Source organism: Thermococcus cleftensis (assembly GCF_000265525.1).
GTDB lineage: Archaea > Methanobacteriota_B > Thermococci > Thermococcales > Thermococcaceae > Thermococcus > Thermococcus cleftensis.
Window position 1 is genome coordinate 129,289 of record NC_018015.1, and the last position, 21,321, is coordinate 150,609.

Annotated in this window: 26 protein-coding genes; 19 read left to right on the forward strand and 7 right to left on the reverse strand. The window is 56.2% G+C overall.

Features of this window, described 5'->3' with window-relative positions; all coding sequences use genetic code 11:
• The first annotated feature begins 223 nt into the window (after window positions 1-223).
• The 5 genes from CL1_RS00680 to CL1_RS10710 all read left to right on the forward strand — a co-directional run bounded on the left by CL1_RS00680 (window position 224) and on the right by CL1_RS10710 (window position 5,342).
• Window positions 224-796 (forward strand): CBS domain-containing protein, encoded by a 573-nt coding sequence (locus tag CL1_RS00680; RefSeq protein ID WP_014787991.1) that lies wholly within the window; start codon window positions 224-226, stop codon window positions 794-796.
• A gap of 23 nt (window positions 797-819) precedes the next feature.
• Window positions 820-2,031 (forward strand): hypothetical protein, encoded by a 1,212-nt coding sequence (locus CL1_RS00685; protein WP_014787992.1) that lies wholly within the window; start codon window positions 820-822, stop codon window positions 2,029-2,031.
• Window positions 2,032-2,121: 90 nt separating this feature from the next.
• Entirely contained in the window at window positions 2,122-3,999 is a 1,878-nt protein-coding gene (locus CL1_RS00690; protein WP_014787993.1) for an ABC transporter substrate-binding protein, read from the forward strand.
• Between the two features lie 94 nt (window positions 4,000-4,093).
• Window positions 4,094-5,116: a hypothetical protein gene (locus CL1_RS00695; RefSeq protein WP_014787994.1), complete on the forward strand. Its 1,023-nt coding sequence runs from the start codon at window positions 4,094-4,096 to the stop codon at window positions 5,114-5,116.
• A gap of 49 nt (window positions 5,117-5,165) precedes the next feature.
• Complete coding sequence (locus tag CL1_RS10710; protein WP_014787995.1) at window positions 5,166-5,342, forward strand: hypothetical protein; 177 nt, start codon at window positions 5,166-5,168, stop codon at window positions 5,340-5,342.
• Here the strand turns inward: CL1_RS10710 and CL1_RS00705 are convergent.
• Window positions 5,339-5,530 carry a hypothetical protein gene (locus CL1_RS00705; RefSeq protein ID WP_048151645.1) on the reverse strand — a complete coding sequence of 64 codons (192 nt, stop codon included), beginning with the start codon at window positions 5,528-5,530 and terminating at the stop codon, window positions 5,339-5,341. The genes CL1_RS10710 and CL1_RS00705 overlap by 4 nt on opposite strands.
• A gap of 250 nt (window positions 5,531-5,780) precedes the next feature.
• On the opposite strand from CL1_RS00705, the gene hydB reads away from it, so the two are divergent.
• The 7 genes from hydB to CL1_RS00740 are packed head-to-tail and all read left to right on the forward strand — an operon-like array spanning window position 5,781 to window position 10,979.
• On the forward strand, window positions 5,781-6,884 hold the full coding sequence (gene hydB, locus CL1_RS00710) for an NADPH-dependent hydrogenase/sulfhydrogenase 1 subunit beta (RefSeq protein WP_014787997.1): 1,104 nt from the start codon (window positions 5,781-5,783) through the stop codon (window positions 6,882-6,884).
• Window positions 6,881-7,765: an NADPH-dependent hydrogenase/sulfhydrogenase 1 subunit gamma gene (gene hydG / locus CL1_RS00715; RefSeq protein ID WP_014787998.1), complete on the forward strand. Its 885-nt coding sequence runs from the start codon at window positions 6,881-6,883 to the stop codon at window positions 7,763-7,765. Before hydB ends, hydG begins: the two co-directional genes overlap by 4 nt.
• A 10-nt stretch (window positions 7,766-7,775) precedes the next feature.
• Window positions 7,776-8,570: an NADPH-dependent hydrogenase/sulfhydrogenase 1 subunit delta gene (gene hydD, locus CL1_RS00720; RefSeq protein WP_014787999.1), complete on the forward strand. Its 795-nt coding sequence runs from the start codon at window positions 7,776-7,778 to the stop codon at window positions 8,568-8,570.
• Window positions 8,567-9,853: an NADPH-dependent hydrogenase/sulfhydrogenase 1 subunit alpha gene (gene hydA, locus CL1_RS00725; RefSeq protein WP_014788000.1), complete on the forward strand. Its 1,287-nt coding sequence runs from the start codon at window positions 8,567-8,569 to the stop codon at window positions 9,851-9,853. Before hydD ends, hydA begins: the two co-directional genes overlap by 4 nt.
• A gap of 50 nt (window positions 9,854-9,903) precedes the next feature.
• Window positions 9,904-10,119 carry a hypothetical protein gene (locus CL1_RS00730; protein ID WP_014788001.1) on the forward strand — a complete coding sequence of 72 codons (216 nt, stop codon included), beginning with the start codon at window positions 9,904-9,906 and terminating at the stop codon, window positions 10,117-10,119.
• Entirely contained in the window at window positions 10,082-10,513 is a 432-nt protein-coding gene (locus CL1_RS00735; protein ID WP_014788002.1) for a type II toxin-antitoxin system VapC family toxin, read from the forward strand. Before CL1_RS00730 ends, CL1_RS00735 begins: the two co-directional genes overlap by 38 nt.
• Before the next feature lie 4 nt (window positions 10,514-10,517).
• Window positions 10,518-10,979, forward strand: a complete 462-nt coding sequence (locus tag CL1_RS00740) for a hydrogenase maturation protease (protein WP_048151648.1) — start codon at window positions 10,518-10,520, stop codon at window positions 10,977-10,979.
• A 30-nt stretch (window positions 10,980-11,009) separates the two neighbouring features.
• On the opposite strand, the gene CL1_RS00745 is transcribed toward CL1_RS00740, so the two are convergent.
• The 4 genes from CL1_RS00745 to lonB form a co-directional block, all read right to left on the reverse strand.
• Entirely contained in the window at window positions 11,010-11,303 is a 294-nt protein-coding gene (locus tag CL1_RS00745) for a hypothetical protein (RefSeq protein ID WP_014788004.1), read from the reverse strand.
• A gap of 111 nt (window positions 11,304-11,414) precedes the next feature.
• On the reverse strand, window positions 11,415-12,752 hold the full coding sequence (locus tag CL1_RS00750) for an SUF-like minimal system protein SmsB (RefSeq protein WP_014788005.1): 1,338 nt from the start codon (window positions 12,750-12,752) through the stop codon (window positions 11,415-11,417).
• Window positions 12,749-13,489, reverse strand: a complete 741-nt coding sequence (gene sufC, locus CL1_RS00755; RefSeq protein WP_014788006.1) for a Fe-S cluster assembly ATPase SufC — start codon at window positions 13,487-13,489, stop codon at window positions 12,749-12,751. The genes CL1_RS00750 and sufC overlap by 4 nt, the downstream gene beginning before the upstream one ends.
• Window positions 13,490-13,591: 102 nt before the next feature.
• The gene (gene lonB, locus CL1_RS00760; protein WP_014788007.1) at window positions 13,592-15,496 is read right to left on the reverse strand and encodes an ATP-dependent protease LonB; all 1,905 of its coding nucleotides are present in this window, start codon (window positions 15,494-15,496) and stop codon (window positions 13,592-13,594) included.
• Between the two features lie 117 nt (window positions 15,497-15,613).
• Between lonB and CL1_RS00765 the strand changes: the two genes are divergently transcribed.
• The 7 genes from CL1_RS00765 (at window position 15,614) to CL1_RS00795 (ending at window position 19,451) form a co-directional block, all read left to right on the forward strand.
• Window positions 15,614-16,417 carry a DUF2666 family protein gene (locus CL1_RS00765; RefSeq protein ID WP_014788008.1) on the forward strand — a complete coding sequence of 268 codons (804 nt, stop codon included), beginning with the start codon at window positions 15,614-15,616 and terminating at the stop codon, window positions 16,415-16,417.
• A gap of 94 nt (window positions 16,418-16,511) precedes the next feature.
• Window positions 16,512-16,895: a RidA family protein gene (locus CL1_RS00770; protein ID WP_014788009.1), complete on the forward strand. Its 384-nt coding sequence runs from the start codon at window positions 16,512-16,514 to the stop codon at window positions 16,893-16,895.
• Window positions 16,896-16,920: 25 nt separating this feature from the next.
• On the forward strand, window positions 16,921-17,292 hold the full coding sequence (locus CL1_RS00775) for a Mov34/MPN/PAD-1 family protein (RefSeq protein WP_014788010.1): 372 nt from the start codon (window positions 16,921-16,923) through the stop codon (window positions 17,290-17,292).
• A 66-nt stretch (window positions 17,293-17,358) separates the two neighbouring features.
• The gene (locus tag CL1_RS00780; RefSeq protein WP_014788011.1) at window positions 17,359-17,736 is read left to right on the forward strand and encodes an ArsR/SmtB family transcription factor; all 378 of its coding nucleotides are present in this window, start codon (window positions 17,359-17,361) and stop codon (window positions 17,734-17,736) included.
• A gap of 3 nt (window positions 17,737-17,739) precedes the next feature.
• Window positions 17,740-18,054 carry a MazG nucleotide pyrophosphohydrolase domain-containing protein gene (locus CL1_RS00785; protein WP_014788012.1) on the forward strand — a complete coding sequence of 105 codons (315 nt, stop codon included), beginning with the start codon at window positions 17,740-17,742 and terminating at the stop codon, window positions 18,052-18,054.
• Window positions 18,055-18,209: 155 nt separating this feature from the next.
• On the forward strand, window positions 18,210-18,659 hold the full coding sequence (locus CL1_RS00790) for an Lrp/AsnC family transcriptional regulator (protein ID WP_014788013.1): 450 nt from the start codon (window positions 18,210-18,212) through the stop codon (window positions 18,657-18,659).
• Between the two features lie 78 nt (window positions 18,660-18,737).
• Window positions 18,738-19,451 (forward strand): DUF92 domain-containing protein, encoded by a 714-nt coding sequence (locus CL1_RS00795; RefSeq protein ID WP_014788014.1) that lies wholly within the window; start codon window positions 18,738-18,740, stop codon window positions 19,449-19,451.
• A 106-nt stretch (window positions 19,452-19,557) separates the two neighbouring features.
• Here CL1_RS00795 and CL1_RS00800 read toward each other — a convergent pair whose 3' ends face one another.
• Together CL1_RS00800 and CL1_RS00805 are read right to left on the reverse strand one after the other, a co-directional pair.
• A complete protein-coding gene (locus tag CL1_RS00800) occupies window positions 19,558-20,619 on the reverse strand; it encodes an SPOUT family RNA methylase (RefSeq protein ID WP_048151654.1) in 1,062 nt (353 codons plus the stop codon).
• A gap of 84 nt (window positions 20,620-20,703) precedes the next feature.
• Complete coding sequence (locus tag CL1_RS00805) at window positions 20,704-21,306, reverse strand: 30S ribosomal protein S3ae (protein WP_014788016.1); 603 nt, start codon at window positions 21,304-21,306, stop codon at window positions 20,704-20,706.
• Window positions 21,307-21,321: the final 15 nt, after the last annotated feature.

A 21,321-nucleotide genomic window follows, 5' to 3' on the forward strand; every position in this document is an offset into this window, starting at 1 on the left:
ACAATACGTCTCCTCGCACGGGCTCGGTCTACCCGCCTCCGCGAGGTATCGGGTTCCGTGAGCGGAGAGTGCTCACGCCGAGCCCACAGGGCCGGGAGCATCCACCCGCGTGAGCGATGAGCGCGGGCCTCTGTGCCCGGCCCACACTTCGACGCACTTCTGAGGAAGGCTTATAACCGGGAGGGATTTAGTTTTTGAGAGCCGACATAACCGGTGGTTATTTATGGTGATAATCCCCCGACCCATCGACCCCCAGGAGATAAGGCGAATCCGGAAGGAGCTCGGCATAACCCAGGAGGAGCTGGCGGAGAGGGCCGGCGTGACCCAGGCGTACATAGCCAAGCTAGAGACGGGAAAGGTCGATCCGCGACTCTCGACGTTCAACCGAATCCTTCAGGCTCTCCTCGAGTGCAAGAGGGCCCAGCTCACCGCCAGGGACGTCATGTCATCTCCGGTTCTCTCGGTCAAGCCCTACGAGAAGGTCGAGAAGGTCATCAAGCTGATGAACGAGCACAACATCTCCCAGATCCCGGTCATAGCGGGCAACAAGGTCGTCGGCTCCGTTACGGAGAAAACCCTCGTTAGACAGAGCCTCGAGTACGAGGACATCTATGACCACAAGGTCATGGAGGTAATGGAGGAGCCCTTCCCGATAGTGAACGAGGACGAGGACCTCGAGGTCGTCAAGTACCTCTTGGAAGAGCACCCTGCGGTTCTCGTCCAGGACAGGGAGGGCAAGATAACCGGGATAATCACGAGGGTGGACATCTTCCGCATAGGCAAAGGCAGGGCTTAAGCCTGCCTGAGGAGGTGTCCGAGATGAGGTGGATTCCCATTCTCGTTCTCATCGCCATACTCCTAGCTCCTTGCGCCAAGGCCGCGACGGTGGCTGTGGACGTTTCCCACGGGGAGGGGACTGTGGCGCTGGTGAATCCGGTGGTGGACCCCGCAAGCGGCAGGGTCATCGGAGAGGGCATCGTGCCGACCCTCTCCTGGTACGAGTGGGCCTACTTCGGCCGCTATCAGGACCTTGAAAGTGCGGGGGCAAAGTTCCTAGGTGACAGGATAACCTACGAGTCCCTCAGAGACGTGGACGTCCTCATCATCGGGCAGCTTCACGAGCCGCTCGACGATGATGAGATAAAAGCTGTGGTGAAGTGGTTCTCGCTGGGCGGAAAGGTTCTCTGGGTCTCGGGGGATTCCGATATCGATGACGGTTCGTACGTTCAGGACAACGCCAACAAGCTTCTCTCCGCAATACCCGGGGTGAGGCTCAGGATAGACTACGCGACGGTTACGGACACCTTCAGCAACGCCGGCAAAAGCTCGTACGTTTCTGGCTTCGTTAGACCTGACCTCCACACGCCCGGAGCGAGCGTGCTCAACGAGGGCTACATCGGAGAGGTGGGAAAGGTTCTCTTCCACGAGGGGGGCGTTATCGCGTGGGTCGATGATTCCGGGAAGTGGCACCCCCTGATAATTGGGGAAATACCGGAGGGTGTTTACAGGATAGTCACCACAAGCTCGAACGGAATGATCGAGGACAACAGGGCGCCGGAGCCCAGGGCGTACGGAGTCTGGGAGAAGGGCATATTCACGCTTCTCGCGGTGGAGTTCGTGAAGCTCCCCAACGGGGCCGAGGGAATCCTGATAGTGAGCGGCGAGAGCCCCTACGGGAGCCAGGTTCCAATATGGGTCAATCGCTACGGCAACTACCTGTTCGACGGGCAGAGGTTCGTCTCGAACCTCCTGAACTGGGCAGTCAGGCAGTCCTACACGCTGGAAAAAGCCGAAACCTTGTCCACCACAACCACCTCCACCACGAGAAGAACCACAACCACCACGTCGGAGAACGAGGACACGACGACTTCTTCGTCATGGACGGCCGACTCGGCGACCTCTTCCTCCACCCACCAAGCTCCCACAACTTCCCCAGAGGAAAGCTCTGGAAGCGGCTGGCTTGTGGCAGTTCTCGCTATTCTCCTTCTCAGTGCGGCGGTTCTCGCGTTTCTCCTGGTTAAAAAGCGCTGAGTTCTTCTCAATTTTTATGGCGAAAATATCCAACAACTTTATATACCCCCAGCCAAACCAGTGATGGACAATTAATCCAGGTGATGAGCAATGAAGAGAACCGCCCTTCTGCTCCTGGTGCTCCTCATCGGAGCCGTCGTTGCCTCGGGCTGTCTGAACGGTAGAGAGACATCAACCACTCCGAGCACGACTCCCGGCACAACTCCCAGCACTACCCCGAGCGAGACCACCAGCTCTCCCAGCCCAACCGAAACAACGACCACCCCTACGCCCACCGAGACCGAGAAGCCGTACTATCCAATAACCGTAACGGACTTCGCCAACAGAACAGTTACCATCGAGAAAGCCCCCGAGAGGGTCGTAACCCTCGCGCCGAGCATAACCGAGGACCTCTACTACCTCGGCCTCTTTGAGAGGGTTGTCGGCGTTACCGACTACGACGACTTCCCGCCGGAGGTCGCGAACGTCACGAGGATAGGTGGCTACGGCCAGTATGCGAACCTGGAGAAGATAGCGTCGCTCGAGCCCGACCTGATTCTCGCGGACAGCTACTCGCTGACGATACTCGACCAGCTAGAGAAGATAGCCCCCGTCGTCATCGTGGATCCCCACAGCCTTGACGATATCCCAAGGGCCCTCGACCTCTTAGGCAGGGTGTTCAACGCCGAAGAGCAGGCAAAGAGGGCAACCGCAGAGTTCCAGGCGGGGTTGGAGGAGATAAGCTCGGCGGTGAAGGACGAGCCCAGGATTAAGGTCTTCTACGTCGTCTGGAACAACCCGCTTATGACCGCTGGAGGTGGAACCTTCATAAGCGACGTCATTGAGCTGGCGGGCGGAGAGAACATCTTCAACGACACCACCGGCTGGCCGACGGTGAGTCCCGAGCAGGTCATAGAGAGGAACCCGGACGTCATAATCCTCACCCCACACTGTGGCATGACCGTCCAGGACGTCTACAGTGGGCCGTTAGACAACACTAAGGCCGCCAAGAGTGGAAAAGTCTACGTCATCGAGAACGAGAACGACCTGATACACCCGAGCCCGCGCGTCGTCAGGGGCCTTGAGACCGTTGCCCGGCTCCTCCACCCGGAGGCCTTCAAGATCGAGTACCCGCTCACCGTGACCGACTTCGCGGGCAGGGAGGTGACCATCGAGAGCGAGCCTATGAGAATAGTCACCTTGGCTCCAAGCATAACGGAGAGCCTCTTCTACATAGGCGCGGGCGACAAGGTCATCGGGGTTACCGACTACGACGACTTCCCGCCGGCGGTTAAGAACATCACCAGGATAGGCGGCTACGGCAAGTACGCCAACCTCGAGGCAATAGCATCGCTCGAGCCGGACCTCATTCTCGCGGACGGCTTCTCGCTGGAGATACTCGGGAGCCTGGAGAAGATAGCGCCGGTCGTCGTAATCGACCCCAAGAACCTAAGTCAGGTCTACGACGCCATCGAGCTCCTTGGAAGAGTAACCAACCGCGAGGAGGGCGCGAGGGCAGTCGTGACCGACATGAAGGCCAGGGTAGTCTACGTCACTTCCATGGTCTCCGACCAGCCAAAGGTCAAGACCTTCTTCCTCCTGAGCTACTACAACGGCTACTGGACGGCCGGAGCAGGAACCTTCATCGATGACCTCATAAGGCTCGCGGGCGGCGAGAACATCTTCGGCGATGTGAGCGGCTGGGGAGCGGCGAGCGAGGAGCAGATAATAGCCAGGAATCCAGAGGTCATAATAATCTCGCCCAACGCGGGGATAAAGCCCGAAGACCTCTGCTCCGGTCCCCTCGCGGACGTCGATGCGGTGAAGAAGGGAAGGGTCTACGTCCTCAGCGACGAGAACCTGGTCGTGAGGCCCGGGCCGAGGATAGTGCACGGGCTGGAGGAGATAGCCGAGTACCTGCACCCCGACGTCTTTAACCTTCAGCCCCAGCCCCTGGCCTGCAACGCAACGGCCGAGACCGGGGGCTGAACCTCCCACTTTTCTTCTTTGTCCCTGAATGCCATAACATATTCTCGAGGTAACTGTTTTATACTCGAATGCACATAACACCAACGGTGATACCATGCGGGCGATAGAATCGCTCGACTCAATTAAATTCGACGAACTGCTTGAGAGGCTCGAAGATATGGGGAACAAGCTCCTTCTCGTTAGGGCCTCTGGGGAGAAGATTCTCCTCCACGGGGGCGGCAGGGTCGTGAAGAAATACACCGAACCGCCTGAGGAGCTGAGAAACGTCGAGATAGTAGAACTGGACAAGTTCGAGTTTCTCGACCACCTCCAGGGAGAGACAGAAACCCGGGACACTCCGACGGCGGTGGAGTTTTCATATTCCCTCGACGCCCCGAGCGACGTCTACCTGCGCCTCGAGGAAGCCCTCCTAAAGGCGGTGTCAAGGGCCTACAAGACCCTCGGTGTTGCGATTGGACGGGCCGAGCTGAAGGCTTCCGTGAGATACGGAGCAACCGGTAGGGACATACTCCTCGTTAGGGGGAACGTGGAGGCATTCTCGGCCGGTGAAGTGGAAAAAACCGAGCTGGCGCGAGTTCTGTCAGAGGCCATATCCCGGGAGACCGGCTTCGACACCAGGGTTGTGATAAGGGAGTTCAGCCTGACCAGAACCCCGGGAAAACCCGTGCTGAAGGTGCCCGCACCTAGGACTCACGTCAGGGGAGGAAGGGTTCTCGAGGTGCCACTCGGTGGAAAGGACACCGCGGCGATAAACAGGGAGAAGGTGGAGGCGGAGGTCGAGAGAATACTCCGCGAGGCGGGGATAGGAGAGCTCGCCGGAAAGCTCAAGGAGAGCGGTGGAAAGGGCGTTTCGGCAAGGGCGCTGGAAGCGTTCCTCCTGGAGAGGCTTTCCGGGACCGAGGAGGTCAAAGTGAATTGGGTCCGGGTCTCTCCAGCAGGAAACGGTGAATTCAAGGTCGCCATTGGGGCCTCCAGGAGGTCGAAGTCGAGGAGCGACGTTGAAATAGCCGAGATGATGGGGAAAAGCATAGTAGCCGCTGAAAGGGAGGGTAGGGCCAGGGGGCTGGCTTTTAAGGTTTCCTCGGCGTTCCTGGTGCTGGAGGAGGACATCTATTAGGGTTCAATAACGTTAAAAGCTCCCTTCCCTATTTTCCCACGGTGGGAGCATGGAGAGGAAGACGTTCTACAGAATCCTGCTCGCTGTGGTTCTGGTCCTCACGGGGATTTACACCCTCGGAATAATGGGCGTCATACCCTTCCAGTGGAGCTACTACATCACCATCTTCATGATAATCCTCTTCTTCTATCTCAAGCTGGACAAGATGTCGCGGGGAGAGCCCTAATAGGCCTTTCGCAGGGCCCTCACTGAGAGGAGAATGAACCCCAGGGCCATCAGGAGCAGGAGGGAGAGCGAATAAAGCGGTAGGTTACCGTTGCCGCTGAACGCAATTGAGAAAACTATGCATTCGTCGTGGTACCTCCATTCCCAGCCTGGCTCCGTCCCAGCGGGAGTTAGAGAGACTGTGAGCATGAACAGCAACAAGGAACGAGCTGCTTCATGTCAAAACCATCATCAGTTAGGGCACCCTAATAAAAATCTTGCGGTTCAAGCCCAAAAGTCAATTCCTTTTGTTTTCTCTTTTGGTCCGGCTAAACAAACGATGTAAACCTTTGGTTTAGAATTTTCGGGTTTAAAAACGCTTTTTTATCCGCCGATTAAGCATCAGTTGAGGGGATAAAGATGAGCACGTGCATAATCCTGTTCATTGGAGGTGGTTGGGTTGAGATACGTTAAGCTTCCGAAGGAGAACACCTACGCGTTCCTTGAAAGGCTGAAGGAGTGGGGCAAGCTCTACGCCCCGGTTAAGATATCCGAGAAGTTCTACGACTTCAGGGAGATAGACGACGTCAGGAAGGTCGAGTTTCACTACAACAGGACGATAATGCCGCCAAAGAAGTTCTTCTTCCTGCCTAGAGAAAAGCTCTTCGAGTTCAACCTTGCAAAAGCGGAGTACAAGGAGGTCATCGAAGAGGTTGAACCCTTCGTACTCTTCGGTCTCCACGCCTGCGACATCTTTGGCCTCAAGATACTCGACACAGTTTACCTCGACGAACTCCCGGACAAGTACTACAGGGTGAGGCGTGAGAAGGGCATCATTATAGGCATCAGCTGTATGCCCGACGAGTACTGCTTCTGCAACCTCCGTGAAACGGACTTCGCCGACGACGGCTTCGACCTGTTCCTTCACGAGCTTCCGGACGGCTGGCTCGTCCGCGTCGGAACCCCAACCGGGCACCGCATAGTGGACAAGAACATCAAGCTCTTCGAGGAGGTCACCACCGAGGACATCTGCAACTTCCGCGAGTTCGAGAACAAACGCTCGAAGGCCTTCAAGTACCACGAGGACTGGAGCAACCTTCGCTACCTCCTCGAGCTCGAGATGGAGCACCCGATGTGGGACGAGCAGGCTGAAATCTGCCTCGCCTGCGGCAACTGCAACACCACCTGTCCGACGTGCCGCTGCTACGAGGTGCAGGACATAGTCAGCCTCGACGGGAACACCGGCTACCGTGAGAGGCGCTGGGACTCCTGCCAGCTCAGGAGCCACGGTCTGGTTGCTGGAGGCCACAACTTCAGGCCGACGAAGAAGGCCCGCTTCATGAACCGCTACCTCTGCAAGAACTCCTACAATGAGAAGCTCGGCATAAGCTACTGCGTCGGCTGTGGAAGGTGCACATACTTCTGCCCTGCGGGAATAAACTTCGTGAAGAACCTGCGCACGATAATGGGTCTCGAAGAGAAGACCTGCCCCTCCGAGATAAGTGAGGAGATCCCGAAGAGGGGCTTCGCCTACGCTTCGGAGATAAGGGGTGAGGACATATGAGCGAGGTAGTTCCAAGGGAGATCATGATGCCCGGCGAGAATCCCTACGCCCTTCATAAGGTTAAAGTGCTCAAGGTGTACCCGCTAACAGAGACGGAAAAGCTGTTCCTGTTCCGCTTCGAGGACCCGGAGATAGCCGAGAGGTGGACCTTCAAGCCCGGCCAGTTCGTCCAGCTCACCATACCCGGCGTTGGAGAGGTTCCGATAAGCATATGCTCCTCCGCGATGAGGAAGGGTTTCTTCGAGCTGTGCATCAGGAAAGCCGGGAGGGTCACCACAGTCGTCCACAGGCTCCAGCCAGGGGATACAGTCCTCGTTCGCGGTCCCTACGGTAACGGCTTCCCCGTTGATGAGTGGGAGGGAATGGATTTACTGCTCATCGCCGCCGGTCTCGGAACGGCACCGCTCAGGAGTGTCTTCCTCTATGCCATGGACAACCGCTGGAAGTACGGCAACATAACCTTCATCAACACGGCCCGCTATGGAAAAGACCTGCTCTTCTACAAGGAGCTCGAAGCGATGAAGGACCTCGCCGAGGCCGAGAACGTCAAGATAATCCAGAGCGTTACGCGCGACCCAGACTGGCCGGGAAGGCACGGCAGGCCCCAGAAGTTCATAGTCGAGGCTAACACCAACCCGAAGAAAACGGCGGTGGCAATCTGCGGCCCGCCGAGAATGTACAAGTCGGTCTTTGAGGCCCTAATCAACTACGGCTACCGGCCGGAGAACATCTACGTGACGCTGGAGAGGAAGATGAAGTGCGGCATAGGCAAGTGCGGCCACTGCAACGTCGGAACGAGCACGAGCTGGAAGTACATCTGCAAGGACGGCCCGGTCTTCACGTACTTCGACATAGTATCAACGCCTGGCTTACTGGACTGAGGTGGTGGAGATGGAGGAGAAGAAAATTAGGATCGGCTTTTACGCCCTCACCTCATGCTACGGCTGCCAGCTCCAGTTAGCTATGATGGACGAGCTCCTCCAGCTGCTTCCGCGCGCTGAAATCGTCTGCTGGTACATGCTCGAGCGCGACAGCTACGAGGACGAGCCGGTTGATATAGCCTTCATCGAGGGAAGCGTTTCAACGGAGGAAGAGGTTGAGCTCGTCAAGAGGATACGCGAGAACGCGAAAATCGTTGTGGCCGTCGGTTCCTGCGCCGTCCAAGGAGGTGTGCAGAGCTGGGAGAAGGACAAGAGCCTTGAGGAGCTATGGAAGACCGTCTACGGTGACGGAAAGGTCAAGTTCGAGCCGAAGATGGCCGAGCCGGTCGAGAACTACATCAAGGTGGACTACCGCATCTACGGCTGCCCGCCGGAGAAGAAGGACTTCCTCTACGCGATAGGCACCTTCCTCGTCGGCTCCTGGCCGGAGGACATCGACTACCCCGTCTGCGTTGAGTGCAGGCTGAAGGGACACCCGTGCATTCTCATCGAGAAAGGCGAACCGTGCCTTGGACCGATAACGAGGGCCGGCTGCGACGCGAGGTGCCCGGGATTCGGGGTGGCGTGCATCGGTTGCCGCGGCGCGATAGGCTACGATGTTGCCTGGTTCGACTCACTCGCCAGGACGTTCAAGGAGAAGGGACTCACCAAGGAGGAGATACTGGAGCGTATGAAGATGTTCAACGCCTACAACCCAAAGCTCGAGGAGATGGTTGAGAAGATATTCCAGGAGGTGGAAGAATGAAGAACCTCTACCTTCCGATCACCGTTGACCACATAGCGCGCGTTGAGGGTAAGGGTGGCGCGGAGATCATAGTGGGCGACGAGGGTGTCAAGGAGGTCAGGCTCAACATCATAGAGGGGCCAAGGTTCTTCGAGGCCATAACCATAGGCAAGAAGCTCGACGAGGCCCTAGCGGTCTACCCGAGGATATGCTCCTTCTGTTCGGCTGCCCACAAGCTCACCGCGGTGGAGGCGGCCGAGAAGGCAATCGGATTTGAACCGCGCGAGGAGATACAGGCCCTCAGGGAGGTTCTCTACATCGGGGACATGATAGAGAGCCACGCTCTGCACCTCTACCTCCTCGTTCTCCCCGACTACCTAGGCTACTCCAACCCGCTCAAGATGGTGGACGAGTACAGGAAGGAGATAGGCATAGCCCTCGACCTCAAGAACCTCGGAAGCTGGATGATGGACGAGCTCGGAGCGAGGGCGATACACCAGGAGAACGTCGTCCTCGGCGGCTTCGGCAAGCTGCCAGGCAGGGCAACCCTTGAGAAGATGAAGAGGCGCCTTCAGGAGGCCCTTCCGAAGGCAGAGTACACCTTTGAGCTGTTCTCCAAGCTGGAGCAGTACGAAGAAGTTGAGGGTCCGATAACTCACCTGGCGGTGAAGCCTAGGGGAGACCTCTACGGGATCTACGGTGACCACATAAAGGCCAGCGATGGCAACGAGTTCCCGAGCGAGGACTACAAGGAGCACATAAGGGAGTTCGTGGTCGAGCACAGCTTCGCCAAGCACTCCCACTACCACGGGGAGCCCTTCATGGTCGGGGCGATATCGAGGGTCGTCAACAACGCCCCGCTCCTCTACGGAAGGGCGAAGGAGCTCTACAAGAGCCACAGGGAGTTGCTCAGGCCGACCAACCCCTTCGCCAACAACCTCGCCCAAGCCCTTGAGCTGGTCTACTTCACCGAGAGGGCCATCGACCTCATAGACGAGGCCCTAGCCAAGTGGCCGATAAGGCCGAGGGACGAGGTCGAGATGAGGGACGGGTTCGGCGTTTCCACGACGGAGGCACCGCGCGGGATACTCGTTTACGCCCTCCAGGTCAAGGACGGAAGGGTGGCTTACGCTGACATAATAACACCGACCGCGTTTAACTTAGCGATGATGGAAGTCCACGTGAGAATGATGGCCGAGAAGCACTACAACGACGACCCGGAGAGGCTCAAGTACCTCGCGGAGATGGTCGTCCGCGCCTACGACCCGTGCATCTCCTGTTCGGTGCACGTCGCGAGGCTCTGATTTCTCAACTTTTTTAAGGCCTTGAGAATTACCAAAGACTGGGGAGGAAAATGGGAGAGATAGTCATCCGGGTGAACGTTCCCGAGGGTTATGAGGAGAGCTTCAAAAAAGAAGTTGAGGAGATGGCCAAATACCTCAGAAACCGCGAAAAACTACGGAAAAACATGGAGAAGCTCTTTGGGATACTCAAGACAGACAAAACATGGAAAGAGATGAAGAGGGAGATGCATGAGGAACGTCTTGCTAGATACCTCGATTCTTATTGAGCACTTCAAGGGGAACCCTAAAGCCAGGAAAATCCTTTTGGGTCTCATAGATTCGGGTGACGCCCTTTTCGTGAATCCAATAGTCTTCAGTGAGGTTGTCTACCTCCTGATCGGCTTCTATTCTGGTGTATCCCCGAGGAGTATAAAGGGAAAACCTGAAAGACTGCCTTCAGAACTGGATCTGATTTTTGAATCCCTTCAAGAGTATGCCTTTGTCGAACTCGGCGGGAGGACGTCTCAAATAGCCAAAAACCTCATCCAAAAGTACGCCATGCTCCCTAACGATGCACTGATTCTTGCAACCTGCATCGAGCACGGTTTTGCACTGGCAACTCTCGATGACGACTTTGAAGGCCCCGCACGGGCAGAAGGTGTCGAGCTGATAACGGGGTGATAGCTTGAGAACACTCATCCTTGCCCTCGGCAACGAACTGATGAAGGACGATGGAATAGGACTGAAGGCCGGCAGAATACTCTCGGAGAAGGGGTACAACGTCCTCGAAGTTGGAACGGACATATTCATGCTCTCCGCCCACTACAAAGGCGAGGAGCGGTTGATAATCATCGATGCAATCCTGAGCGAAAAGCTTGAGCCCGGAAAGATAATCCACCTGAGGGGCGAAGAGGTCTTCGAGAAGCTGAAGGGGGAGATAAGGAGCGCCCACTTCATGGGAGCGATAGACGGCCTTAAGCTCCTCATGGCCCTGGACGAGCGCCTTGCCAAAGCGGATATACACTTCATCGGCGTCGTCGCGAAAGAGGTAGACCTCGGTATGGAGCTGAGCGAGGAAGTCGAGAATGCCCTCCCAAAAGTGGTCGAACTCGTTGAAAAACTTGCAGAAACTGAATCACGGAATTAAATAAAAATTGAATCGAAGAACCGAAGAGAATCAACCAAACAGCATCTCCAGCTCCTTTTTCATTATACTTCTGTTCATCAGCAGGTGAATTATTATGAGAAACATCATGACGATGCCGTAGCGGGCGCGGAGCTTGAGGAAGTCGAGCTGGGTCATTCCCAGAAAGCTGCCGTTTTTACTGGCAATTGCCGTCCCAACCGTTATGAATATCACACCCAGGAACATCACGAAGAGTAGCATCGAAAAAGCGGCCTTTACCTTCAGCTTTTTCCTCATTTTCGGGTTCTTTTTTGCCTCCTCGAAAGCCTTTGCCATCGGATCCATGCTATCACCCTAAATGCGAACTCTAGAACCGTTAAAACCTTTAGTTAGGTTTTCCTAACGAAAAACCGCGAGAAATTTGGGGATCAAGAAAATAAAAGAAAAATTTTTCAGTTACATTCCCCCGCTGACGGCCAGCTCGATGATCTTCCTTATCTCGACGAGGAACTCCATCGGAATGTCCTTGAGCATTGGTTCAAGGAAGCCCTTGACGATGAGCTGGGTCGCCTTCTCCTCGCTGAGTCCCCTTGACATCAGGTAGAACAGCTCCTCCTCACGTATCTTGCCTATCGCCGCCTCGTGGCTTAGCTCGGCATCATCGACCCTGCTGACCAGGCCGGGGTAAGTTTCCATCGTCGCTTTGTCGCTCATCAGCAGGGCGTCGCAGCTTATGTGCCCCTTCGTCCTCGGCGCCTCCGCCTTTATGACGCCGCGCGTTATCACGGTGCTCTCGTCCATTATGACGGCCTTGCTCGCGTTAATTCCTGCCGCTCCCCTGCCCCGGAGGTACATCTCGCCGCCCAGATCGACGTACCAGTCCTTCTGACCCAGGAGTATTCCGTTAAGCTCCACGTAGCCGTTCTCGTCCACCCAGTACTTGGGGTTGGCGACGTTGCTCCTGCCGGTTCCCAGGCCGACGGTGGTGTTGATGAAGCGCGCGCCTTTTCCTATCTTCGCCCTCGTCATCGGCCTCGTGTGGACGTACTCCGGCCAGTTCTGGAGTACCGTGAGCTGGGCCTTCGCCCCGTCGTGGAGGTATGCTTCAGTCATATCGAGATGCAGGGAGTGCTTGACGAGCACCGGGGCGGTGCAGCCTTCTATGAGGTGGAACTCGCTGTTGCGCTCCGCTATTATGATTATATGGGGGGCCTGGGCCAAAGCGCTCTCCTGGATAAGGAAGAACAGGTGGAGCGGGAACGGGACCTTGAGTCCCTCCTTGACGTAGAGGAATATCCCTCCGTTCCAGACGGCCGTATGGTAGGCGGTAAGCTTGCTCTCGTCGGCGCGGAAGAGCCTGAGGAAGTGGTCCTTGACGATCTCGGGGTACTTCTTAACGGCCTCTTCCATGGGGAGCACTATCAACCCCTTCTTCTCCCACTCCTTGAGGAACTCGTTGTAGATTACACCCGTGTCCGTCTGGACGGCCAGGCCGGCTATGTACTTCTGCTCGACCTCGGAGATGCCAAGTCTGTCGAGCAAAGCCTTCATCTCGGGAGGGAGGTCATCGAGGCTCTCGATGTGATCAGGAAGGCCCTCTATCTCGGGTTTGGCGATGAACTGGAGCAGCTCCTCCTCGCTTATGAGCGGGTCGTTGAGTGGGGCCTTCTCAAAGGCTTCCAAAGCTTTGTACCTTATCCGTGTCATCCACTCCGGTTCCCTGTTCCTCCTCGCGAGCTCCTCTATCTCCTGGGATATTATCTCCTTGGCCTCCTGGAGGGATATCTGGCTCATTCTCTCACCTCCTCGAATATCCCGCCGAAGCCCTCGCTCTCTATCCTATCGACGAGCTCTCCACTGCCGGTCTTCACTATCCTGCCGTCCTTCATGACGTGAACCTTCAGGCTCTCTCTGTCGAGGTGGCCAAGTATTCTGCCGTAGTGAGTTATCAGGAGTATCGCCGTTCCCTTCCTGTGAAGCTCCTCAATCTTCCTGCTAATGACGCTGAGGGAATCAACGTCCACACCGCTGTCTGGTTCGTCGAGTATGAGAAGCCTGGGTTCTATGAGTAGGGCTTGGAGAAGCTCTAGCCTCTTCCTCTCGCCGCCGGAGAATCCCACATTCACGTAGCGGTGCAGGTCCTCTTCCCGGAACCACAGCTCCTTGGCCTTCTCAACTATTAGGTCGTAGGCTTCAACGGGGTCCAGTCCCTTGAGCTCCGCGAGAACCTGCTGGAGGAACTCGATTATTTTAACCCCCTCAACCTCGTGCGGGTGCTGGAAGGCAAGCATTATCCCCCTCTTAGCCCTCTCGTCCGGGCCAAGCTCCGTAATGTCCTCACCTTTGAAGATTATCTTCCCTTCATCAACCGAGTACCTCGGGTGGCCGGCTATCGTGAGCGCCAGCGTGGACTTTCCACTGCCGTTAGGACCCATCACAACGTGAAACTCGCCGGGAAGAACCTCCAGATTCACCCCATCGAGGATCTTCTTGTTATCTACCGAGACGTGAAGGTTCTCAACTTTGAGCATTAGCTCACCTCCTTGGGTAACGTGATTGGGACGTTTTTTAAGCATTTCTGGACACGTGTGTGAACTGAATGTAAAGGGAAAGAAAAGGCCGTGCTGTGGGGCTCATCGGGAGAGGGGGAGGGCTTCCCTTATGCGCCTAAGGAGCTCCTCTTTCTTTTCGGTATCAACCAGAGCGATCTCAAGGACCTGGTCGATGGTTTCGACGGGGAATATCTGTATCTTCTCCGCCTTGTCCCTGCTGAGGAAGACGTCCTTTTCGTTGGCCTTGGGTATTATAACAGTCTTTATTCCAGCCTCGATAGCCGCCTCTATCTTTGGCGTGGCACCGCCTATCGGGAGCACCTCACCCAGGACGCTCAGCGAACCAGTCATGGCCACGTCCTGTCTTATCGGTATCTCCTCCAGGGCGGATATTACAGCGGTTGCCACGCTTATGCTCGCGGAGTCTCCTTCAACGCCCTCATAGGTCTGGAGGAACTGAACGTGGATATCATACCTGCTTATGTCCTCTCCCTTGTAGCGCTTGATTATCGCCGAGACGTTCTGGACGGCCTCTTTCGCTATCTCACCGAGCTTTCCGGTGACGATTATCTTGCCCTCTTCCTTGCTGGCGGCAGGGGCAACGGCCGCCTCTATCGGAAGAACTATGCCGCTCTGCTCGCCGATGACGGCGAGACCGTTCACCCGCCCAATCTCGCTTCCATCAGCCCTGATAACCTGATATTCCTTCTTCCTCTCGATATACCAGTCGGCGAGCTGCTTCTCGAGCGGTTTAGCCATTCTGATGGCCTCTATAACGTCCTCCCTCTCGACGTACTTCTTGCCCTTCTTGACTGCTATGTCCCCGGCCGCCCTGACGATACCGCCGAGGTCACGAAGGCGAAGCGTGAGGTGGCCCTTCCTGCCGGCCCGCTTTTGCGCTTCCCTCACTATCTCCTCCACCGCATCACGGGTGAAGTGCGGAATCTTGCCGTCGCGTTTGACCTCCTGAGCCACGAACTGCACGAGCTTCTTTCTGTTCTCAAGCGTGTCGGGCATCGTGGTGCGCATGTAGACCTCGTAACCGTATCCCCTGATTCTCGAGCGCAGAGCGGGGTGCATCTTCTCGATGGTGTCTAGGTTTCCTGCGGCGACGAGTATAAAATCACATGGTACTGGCTCGGTTCTAACCATAGCGCCGCTCGACATCTCGCTCTGGCCGGTTATCGGGAACTTCTTTTCCTGCATCGCGGTGAGGAGGCTCTGCTGCATCTTAAGGGATAGAGTAGCTATCTCATCTATGAAGAGTACTCCCTTGTGGGCGCGGTGAATCATTCCAGGCTCAACGCGCTCGTGGGCCGGCGTCCCGAGTCCACCGCTCTGGAACGGGTCGTGCCTCACGTCGCCAAGCAGTGCTCCCGCGTGCGCTCCTGTGGCGTCTATGAAGGGGGCCTTGTTCCTGCCGCAGTTATCGACGAGGAGCTTGGGGACGAGGACGGAGCCCTTGAGGCGCATGTTGGAGAGGGCCATTATGGTGAGTATGACGACAAAGAGGCCCATCAGAAGGGTCGTGGCGTTGAAGTCGATGAAGAGGGCTAGCATCACGGTGAACATAACGAAGAGGAGAATATATGACTTCACGTTCTCCTGGCTCTTGGCCTTTTCACGGTACTTCTCGACTATTCTCCGCCCCTGGCAGGCCGGGACGGTTTTAATTTTTGGCATGTTCTCGTCTTCGGGGTTCGGGAAGACGAGTATGTCCTCTAGATTCTCGGTGGGGAGAAGCTCAGCCATCGCCTGACCGAGCATTGATTTTCCGGTTCCGGGTTCGCCGATGAGGAGAACGTGCCTCTTCTGGTTGGCGGCCGTCTTGATGACCTCAACCGCGTGCTCCTGCCCGATGACCTGGTCAATTAGCTTCTCAGGAACCTTAATCTCCTCGGTCGTGCTGAACTCAACGCCCAGCTCGAGGCTCTCGCCGTATTCCCTGGGGGCCAGGGCCTCTTTAACCTTCTCTTCGTCCCCCATACCGCTTCCCTCTTTTCTTCCTCTAAGTCTGGATTCCCGGGGCGATTTATAACTTTTTTGAGCGGGATAAGAAAAAGCTAAAATATGCCTTGGACTCCATAGGGGGTGGTGAGAGCGATGAAGGTTGAGGATCAGATAGTGTTTACCGCGCGCCACGGAAGTTGGAAGGTCGCGGACAGGCTCATCGACATGGAGGACGAAAAGATCGCCCACTTCATAGCCAGCATAGCCAACACCGTAAACGCCAAGATTCCAGAGTACCTCACCGAGGTCATGAACGTGGCCGGCATAGCCAGCCTCGCGGAGGAGATGGGTAGGAAGGATCTGAGCGATGCCATTGTCGCCCTCAAGTCTCCCGGAACCGCAAGGAAGCTGGGTCAGCTTGTCTTCGAGGAGGACAAGAAGCTCAAGAAACTCCTCGTTGATGTCGCCAGGGCCCTCCTGGTCAGGGGGGTTCTGTCTGGAAAAGTGCCCATCGATTATCCGGAGGAACCCCTAACCGAGGTCAGGATAGTGTTCCCCTACAACGAGGACCACGTGAACTTTACCGCCTTCCACCTCAGCGCGGAGCACGGCAAGTGGAGGGCCGTCAGGAGGCTGATAATCGACGACAAGACCCCCATGGCGGACGTTGCAAGGCTCCTCGCGAGCATAAACGAGAGCATAACCGCTAAGCTCCCCGTTTACGCTGGAATCGACGTCGATGGAATTGACTCCTGGTTCGGCGAGTTCAAGAAGGTTAGAAAGTCGGACATTCCCGCCGTCGTTGAGAAGTACAGGCACTTTCCAGCCGAGAACTACGCGTCCGAACCCTTCGTCGAGCACGCGAGGGTCTACGCCTTGAGGAAGGCGCTCGAAAAGATAGGCCTTTCCCTCGATGTTCCGGCCAAGAGCCTGGAAAAGTACCTGGAGAAGAAGTGAACCGAGAGAAGATGATGACGCCGAGGACACCCGAGCGGTGCCCCAGCCGCCGTGAGGAGTCTTCGCTTCGCTGATTCGACGTGAGGTGATTGGCATGGAGAAGGAAGTCGTGTTCACGGAAAGGGCCCCTGCCCCGATAGGGCCCTACAGCCAGGGAGTTATCGCCGAGGGAAAGTTTCTCTTCGTCTCAGGGCAGATTCCAATAGATCCTGAGACCGGGGAGCTCGTGAATGGACCGATAGAGGCCCAGGCGGAGAGAGCCATCAGAAATCTCCTCGCGGTTGTTGAGGCCGCCGGAGGGAGCGCGAGGAACATCGTCAAGGTGACCGTCTACCTCAGGGACATGAAGGGCTACGCCCGATTCAACGAGGTCTATGAGAGGTATTTCTCGACCTCCAGACCCGCAAGGGCTGTCGTTGAGGTCTCGAACCTCCCAAAGGGGGTGGACGTCGAGATAGAGGCGGTGGCAGTTCTTTGACCCAATTTTTAATGAAGGTGGGAGCATGGAAAAGGTCAGGATAAGGCGGGAGTTGCTCGAGTACCTGCTCGAGCTGGCCAGGGGCTTTTATCCCAACGAATTCGCAGGGTTTCTCAGGGAAAGGGACGGAATCTTTGAGGAGGTTCTTATAGCACCCAACCCCCATTTCGGAAGGAACTCGGCATTCTTTGATACCTGGCTCCTTCCCCACGATGAGAGTGTAAAGGGGACCGTTCACTCCCACCCGGGGCCGAACCCCCGGCCGTCCGGGGCGGATCTGCATTTCTTCTCGAAGTTCGGCGGCGTGCACCTAATAATAGCGTACCCCTTCACGGAGGACTCGGTCAGGGCTTATAGGAGCGATGGAAAGGCAGTCAAGATAGAGGTCGTAGAGTGATCAAGAGGTCACGTTCATGTGAAAATTCTTAAAAAGGTTGGCACGCTAGGGGTTTTGGTGTTGGGCATGAAGGTGGGGGATATTCTGGACAGGCTGGACGAGAAGCAGAGAAGAACCGTGATGCAGTGTCACGAAACGTGCGGCATACCGGCACTTGACAGGGAGGTGGACACCGAGGTTGAGGAGGACGTGGTGAAGTTCCTCAAGGCCATCTCCAACCCCCTGAGGCTCAAGATACTCAAGCTCCTCAAGGACAACTGGCTCTGTGTCTGCATAATCTCGCTGATACTGGAGCAGGACCAGACCCTCATCAGCCATCACCTCCGCACCCTGAGGTCGCTGAACCTGATAGAGGTCAGGAAAGAGGGCAAGATGCACTTCTACCGGACCAACCGCGAGGTCCTCAAGAGGTACCTTGAGAAGGTCGGGGTCGAGCTGGTGTGAGAGATGAACGAGCACCAGGAGAGAGTGGACAGGGTTATAAAGCAGTTCGGGGGCTACTGGAGCCCCTTTGAGATGCTGGCGGCGCTGATGGAAGAGGTCGGCGAACTGGCGGACGAGCTGCTCAAGATTGAGGGCATCAAGGGAGAAGGCGATAGAAAGCGGTTGAGGGAGGAACTGGGCGACACCCTTTTTGCCCTGGCCTGCATCGCCAACTACTACGGAATAGACCTGCTCGAGGCCCTCGGAGAGAGCGTGGAGAAGTACCTGGCCAGGGATTCAAGCCGGTGGAAAGATGTCGATGATGTCAAAAGGGGATAATTTCATTTTACCATAACAACCGGTTATGCTATAGCTCCTAATTAGGGGAGCTTTATGCCCGGACGGGTGACTTCGAGATTGTGGATAATCCAAGGTATAGAAACATTTTTATAATCCAGCGGCAACTCCCGATTAAATACGGGGGAGGTGACAAGATGGCGGATAAAATAAACGGAATCGATATCCGCATTCTAAAGCTACTCTCAAAGAACGCCCGCCTCACCTACAAAGAGCTCGCCGAGATCCTCGGCACCACTAGGCAGAGGATATCCAGGAGAATGGACCGCCTCGAGCGGAACGGCGTCATAAAGAAGTACACCGTCATACCGGACTACGACGCCCTTGGCTACGTCCACGTTATCCTTGGCATAACCGTCAAACCGTCAGTCAGCATCGACGAGGTTATCTCCACCCTCGTCGAGGACGAGAACATCAAGATAGTCCAGCGCGCCCTTGGCTCCCACAACCTCGTTGTCCACATCGTTGGGCCGAAGGACATGAAGGAGCTCGAGAAGATAATCGCAGAGGTCACCAAGAAGATACCGGGAATCGACAAGCTCGACATAACATTCATCACCGAGACCATCAAGTTCGAGGTTCTTTGATTTCCTTTAATTCCTTCGTCACCCGCCGAAGGAAAGAATAATAAAGGAGCCTCCCAACTTCTCCAAAAGGTGACAGTGATGCTCGAGAGAATAGCTATGGACGTGGCAGTGGCTGCGGGCCTTGGCTTCGGCTCGTACCACTTCAAGGCCCTCGACGCAAAGGGCGCAGTAGCGGCGACCGCTCTCGGGCTGGTGGTCATAGAGCTCGGCGGACTTTACCCGTTTCTGGCGATGGTGACATTCGTTATTCTTGGTGTTCTCGCTACAAAGTATAGGTTCCGGGAAAAAACCCAGCTTGGGGCGGCGCAGGATAAAAACGGTATTAGGAGCTGGGGTAACGTCCTTGGAAACGGCCTGGCAGCTGCAATCTTTCTTATTTTCGAACATTTTTCCAACATGGACGTCTTCTGGGCGGCAGTCTTCGCCGCGATAGCGACCGCCAACGGGGATACCCTCGCCAGTGAGCTAGGCAAGGTCTTTGGAAAGAGTCCCAAGCTGATAACCAATCTCAAGCCTGCAAAGCCCGGCACCAACGGCGCCGTCTCGTGGGCTGGAGAACTGTTCGCCTTTGCTGGGGCCCTGGCGATAGCGCTCTTCGCCCTTCCACTAACGGCGGAGAAAGCCACGATGCTTCTAGCCGTTACTCTCGGAGGCTTCATCGGCGTGAACATCGACAGCCTCATAGGCGCCACGCTGGAGAACGAGGGGATAACCGACAACAACTCCACCAATTTCCTCGCCTCACTGATGGGTGGTTTCATCGGTGCGGGCCTCTTCTACGCCCTCGCGTGAGATTTAAGAACACAGTGGAAAATTCAACGCGGCGAATGATGACTACGGCGGATTCCCGACCGGTGAGGAGGACCTTAGGGGCTGACGCCGGAAAGATAGAAAAGGATCACTCATCCTTCGCCTCTCCCCTCCCCCTCAGGTACTCCTCGTAGACCTCCCACAGCGAGACGAGGGCAGCGGGAATGCCGTGCTCAGTGGCGAAGGTCATGTATGGGGCCAAATCAACCACGTAGTCGGCGAAGCGGAAGAGACCGCGTGGAATGCCCTCGCGGGAGCCGACGAAGATCACAACCTCCCTGGCGTAGAACATGTCCTTAGCGAGGCTCCCCTTCACCTCGGCCAGAGTTGGTCCCTTGGGGTCGGTGATGATGAGCAGCCTCTTGCTCCGCCTCTTGTCCCTGACGACCTGATAGAGATCCCACACTGAAACGGGAACCTTCTCGACCTTCCAGGGATAGGCCTCGCGCTGTATCTGGTACCTGCTCTCCTGGCCGATTTTAACGCCTTTTATGAACTCGGCCAGCTCGAAGGCGTCCATCTTCTCCTTGGGGGCTATGACGAGCTCCTTCACCTCGAAGGCCTGAGCGGCCCGACCTATCTTCTCACCGAAGGAACGGCAGGCCTTGTAGTCGCCCCAGTATGGCATCTGGACGAGCGTGACCTTGCGGAAGAGCTTCCTCGCGTCTATCTTGTCCGGGGTAAACTTCCTGAACTCCTCTCCGGGAAGGACAGAGAGGTAAGCCTTGTCCCCGATTATCTCCACCTGAACAACCCTGTCCGGCCAGCTGAGGTTTACATCAGCGCCGCTCAGTTCCCTTATCCTTGCCCCCAGTTCCCTATTGACATCGAGGCTTGAAAAGCTGTGCTTTCCGCGCCTCTTCGTCTTCACAGCGAAAGTCTCGTCCGCTCCTATTAGCGGGGCAAGCTTTTCGGCGCTTTCGACTATCCTCTCGAGCGCTGCCGGAACCTCGACGATGACGGGAATGATCCTCTCGACCTCCGGGATCGCTAGTATCTTCTCCTCCACGTTCTCCTCGTCGGTCTCAACAATGACCAGACCCGAGTAGCCCATCGGAGACGCCCAGACGCTGGCATCTGGAAGGGCCTCCCTTATGTAGTTTGCCGCGACGCTCTCCATTCCCCGCTGGGTCTTAACGAGAAACTTCACTCTCCCACCTCCAGAGAAGGGTTGGATAGAACTTTAAAAGTCTGCCGAGAGAAGGACGGGTTTAGAGAAGGAGAGTTGGAGGCATCAAGCCTCCGGCTCGGCGAGGACCTTTATCTTCCTTATCTCGGCCCTCTTTATCGGGTATATCTTGCGCGCTTCCTTGGCTATCTCAGCCGCCATCTTGCCGCTGACGGCCTCGAGGACGAAGTCCTTGAAGTCAAGCTCCTCGGCCTTCTTGTAGATGATGTCCCTGATGATCTCCCTGATGGCCCTCTCCTGGCTGGTCTGGATCCTGCGGTAGGCTATAACCATGCCCATGACGCGGAGCTTGTAGCCGTCCTTGGTGGTGATGTTGAATATTCCATCGACCCTGGTGGTCCTCCTTCTGACGAGGCTCCTTATGTAGCTCCTCGCGAGGGTGTGGCCCTTGAACTTGGTGTAGGCGTTCTGGCCCTTGACGTCGTAGACCTGGAAGTAGAGCTTGACCTGGCCCTTGGTGAAGTCTCCAGTGAGGTCCTTGAGGGTGGTCTCGATGACCCTGCCGATTACCTTCTCCGGCTCATCGGCCGGGGTGAGGCCTATCTCCTTGCTTCCGAAGAAGTCCGGAGCGTAAACTATATACCACTCCTTGCTCTTCCACTTGTCCTTGGTAGCGGCAGCCTTCTTCCTGGGGTTACCTTTCGCCATCTTAACACCTCCGCT

Coding starts and splice junctions, on each gene's coding strand:
- CL1_RS00780 (WP_014788011.1), top strand. CDS start 17,359: ATGAAGGTGGGGGATATTCTGGACAGGCTGGACGAGAAGCAGAGAAGA.
- CL1_RS00680 (WP_014787991.1), top strand. CDS start 224: ATGGTGATAATCCCCCGACCCATCGACCCCCAGGAGATAAGGCGAATC.
- hydG (WP_014787998.1), top strand. CDS start 6,881: ATGAGCGAGGTAGTTCCAAGGGAGATCATGATGCCCGGCGAGAATCCC.
- hydA (WP_014788000.1), top strand. CDS start 8,567: ATGAAGAACCTCTACCTTCCGATCACCGTTGACCACATAGCGCGCGTT.
- CL1_RS00775 (WP_014788010.1), top strand. CDS start 16,921: ATGGAAAAGGTCAGGATAAGGCGGGAGTTGCTCGAGTACCTGCTCGAG.
- sufC (WP_014788006.1), bottom strand. CDS start 13,489: ATGCTCAAAGTTGAGAACCTTCACGTCTCGGTAGATAACAAGAAGATC.
- CL1_RS00745 (WP_014788004.1), bottom strand. CDS start 11,303: ATGGATCCGATGGCAAAGGCTTTCGAGGAGGCAAAAAAGAACCCGAAA.
- CL1_RS00705 (WP_048151645.1), bottom strand. CDS start 5,530: ATGCTCACAGTCTCTCTAACTCCCGCTGGGACGGAGCCAGGCTGGGAA.
- CL1_RS00735 (WP_014788002.1), top strand. CDS start 10,082: ATGAGGAACGTCTTGCTAGATACCTCGATTCTTATTGAGCACTTCAAG.
- hydD (WP_014787999.1), top strand. CDS start 7,776: ATGGAGGAGAAGAAAATTAGGATCGGCTTTTACGCCCTCACCTCATGC.
- CL1_RS00805 (WP_014788016.1), bottom strand. CDS start 21,306: ATGGCGAAAGGTAACCCCAGGAAGAAGGCTGCCGCTACCAAGGACAAG.
- CL1_RS00690 (WP_014787993.1), top strand. CDS start 2,122: ATGAAGAGAACCGCCCTTCTGCTCCTGGTGCTCCTCATCGGAGCCGTC.
- CL1_RS00770 (WP_014788009.1), top strand. CDS start 16,512: ATGGAGAAGGAAGTCGTGTTCACGGAAAGGGCCCCTGCCCCGATAGGG.
- CL1_RS00695 (WP_014787994.1), top strand. CDS start 4,094: ATGCGGGCGATAGAATCGCTCGACTCAATTAAATTCGACGAACTGCTT.
- CL1_RS00685 (WP_014787992.1), top strand. CDS start 820: ATGAGGTGGATTCCCATTCTCGTTCTCATCGCCATACTCCTAGCTCCT.
- CL1_RS10710 (WP_014787995.1), top strand. CDS start 5,166: ATGGAGAGGAAGACGTTCTACAGAATCCTGCTCGCTGTGGTTCTGGTC.
- CL1_RS00795 (WP_014788014.1), top strand. CDS start 18,738: ATGCTCGAGAGAATAGCTATGGACGTGGCAGTGGCTGCGGGCCTTGGC.
- CL1_RS00790 (WP_014788013.1), top strand. CDS start 18,210: ATGGCGGATAAAATAAACGGAATCGATATCCGCATTCTAAAGCTACTC.
- CL1_RS00785 (WP_014788012.1), top strand. CDS start 17,740: ATGAACGAGCACCAGGAGAGAGTGGACAGGGTTATAAAGCAGTTCGGG.
- CL1_RS00750 (WP_014788005.1), bottom strand. CDS start 12,752: ATGAGCCAGATATCCCTCCAGGAGGCCAAGGAGATAATATCCCAGGAG.
- lonB (WP_014788007.1), bottom strand. CDS start 15,496: ATGGGGGACGAAGAGAAGGTTAAAGAGGCCCTGGCCCCCAGGGAATAC.
- CL1_RS00765 (WP_014788008.1), top strand. CDS start 15,614: ATGAAGGTTGAGGATCAGATAGTGTTTACCGCGCGCCACGGAAGTTGG.
- CL1_RS00730 (WP_014788001.1), top strand. CDS start 9,904: ATGGGAGAGATAGTCATCCGGGTGAACGTTCCCGAGGGTTATGAGGAG.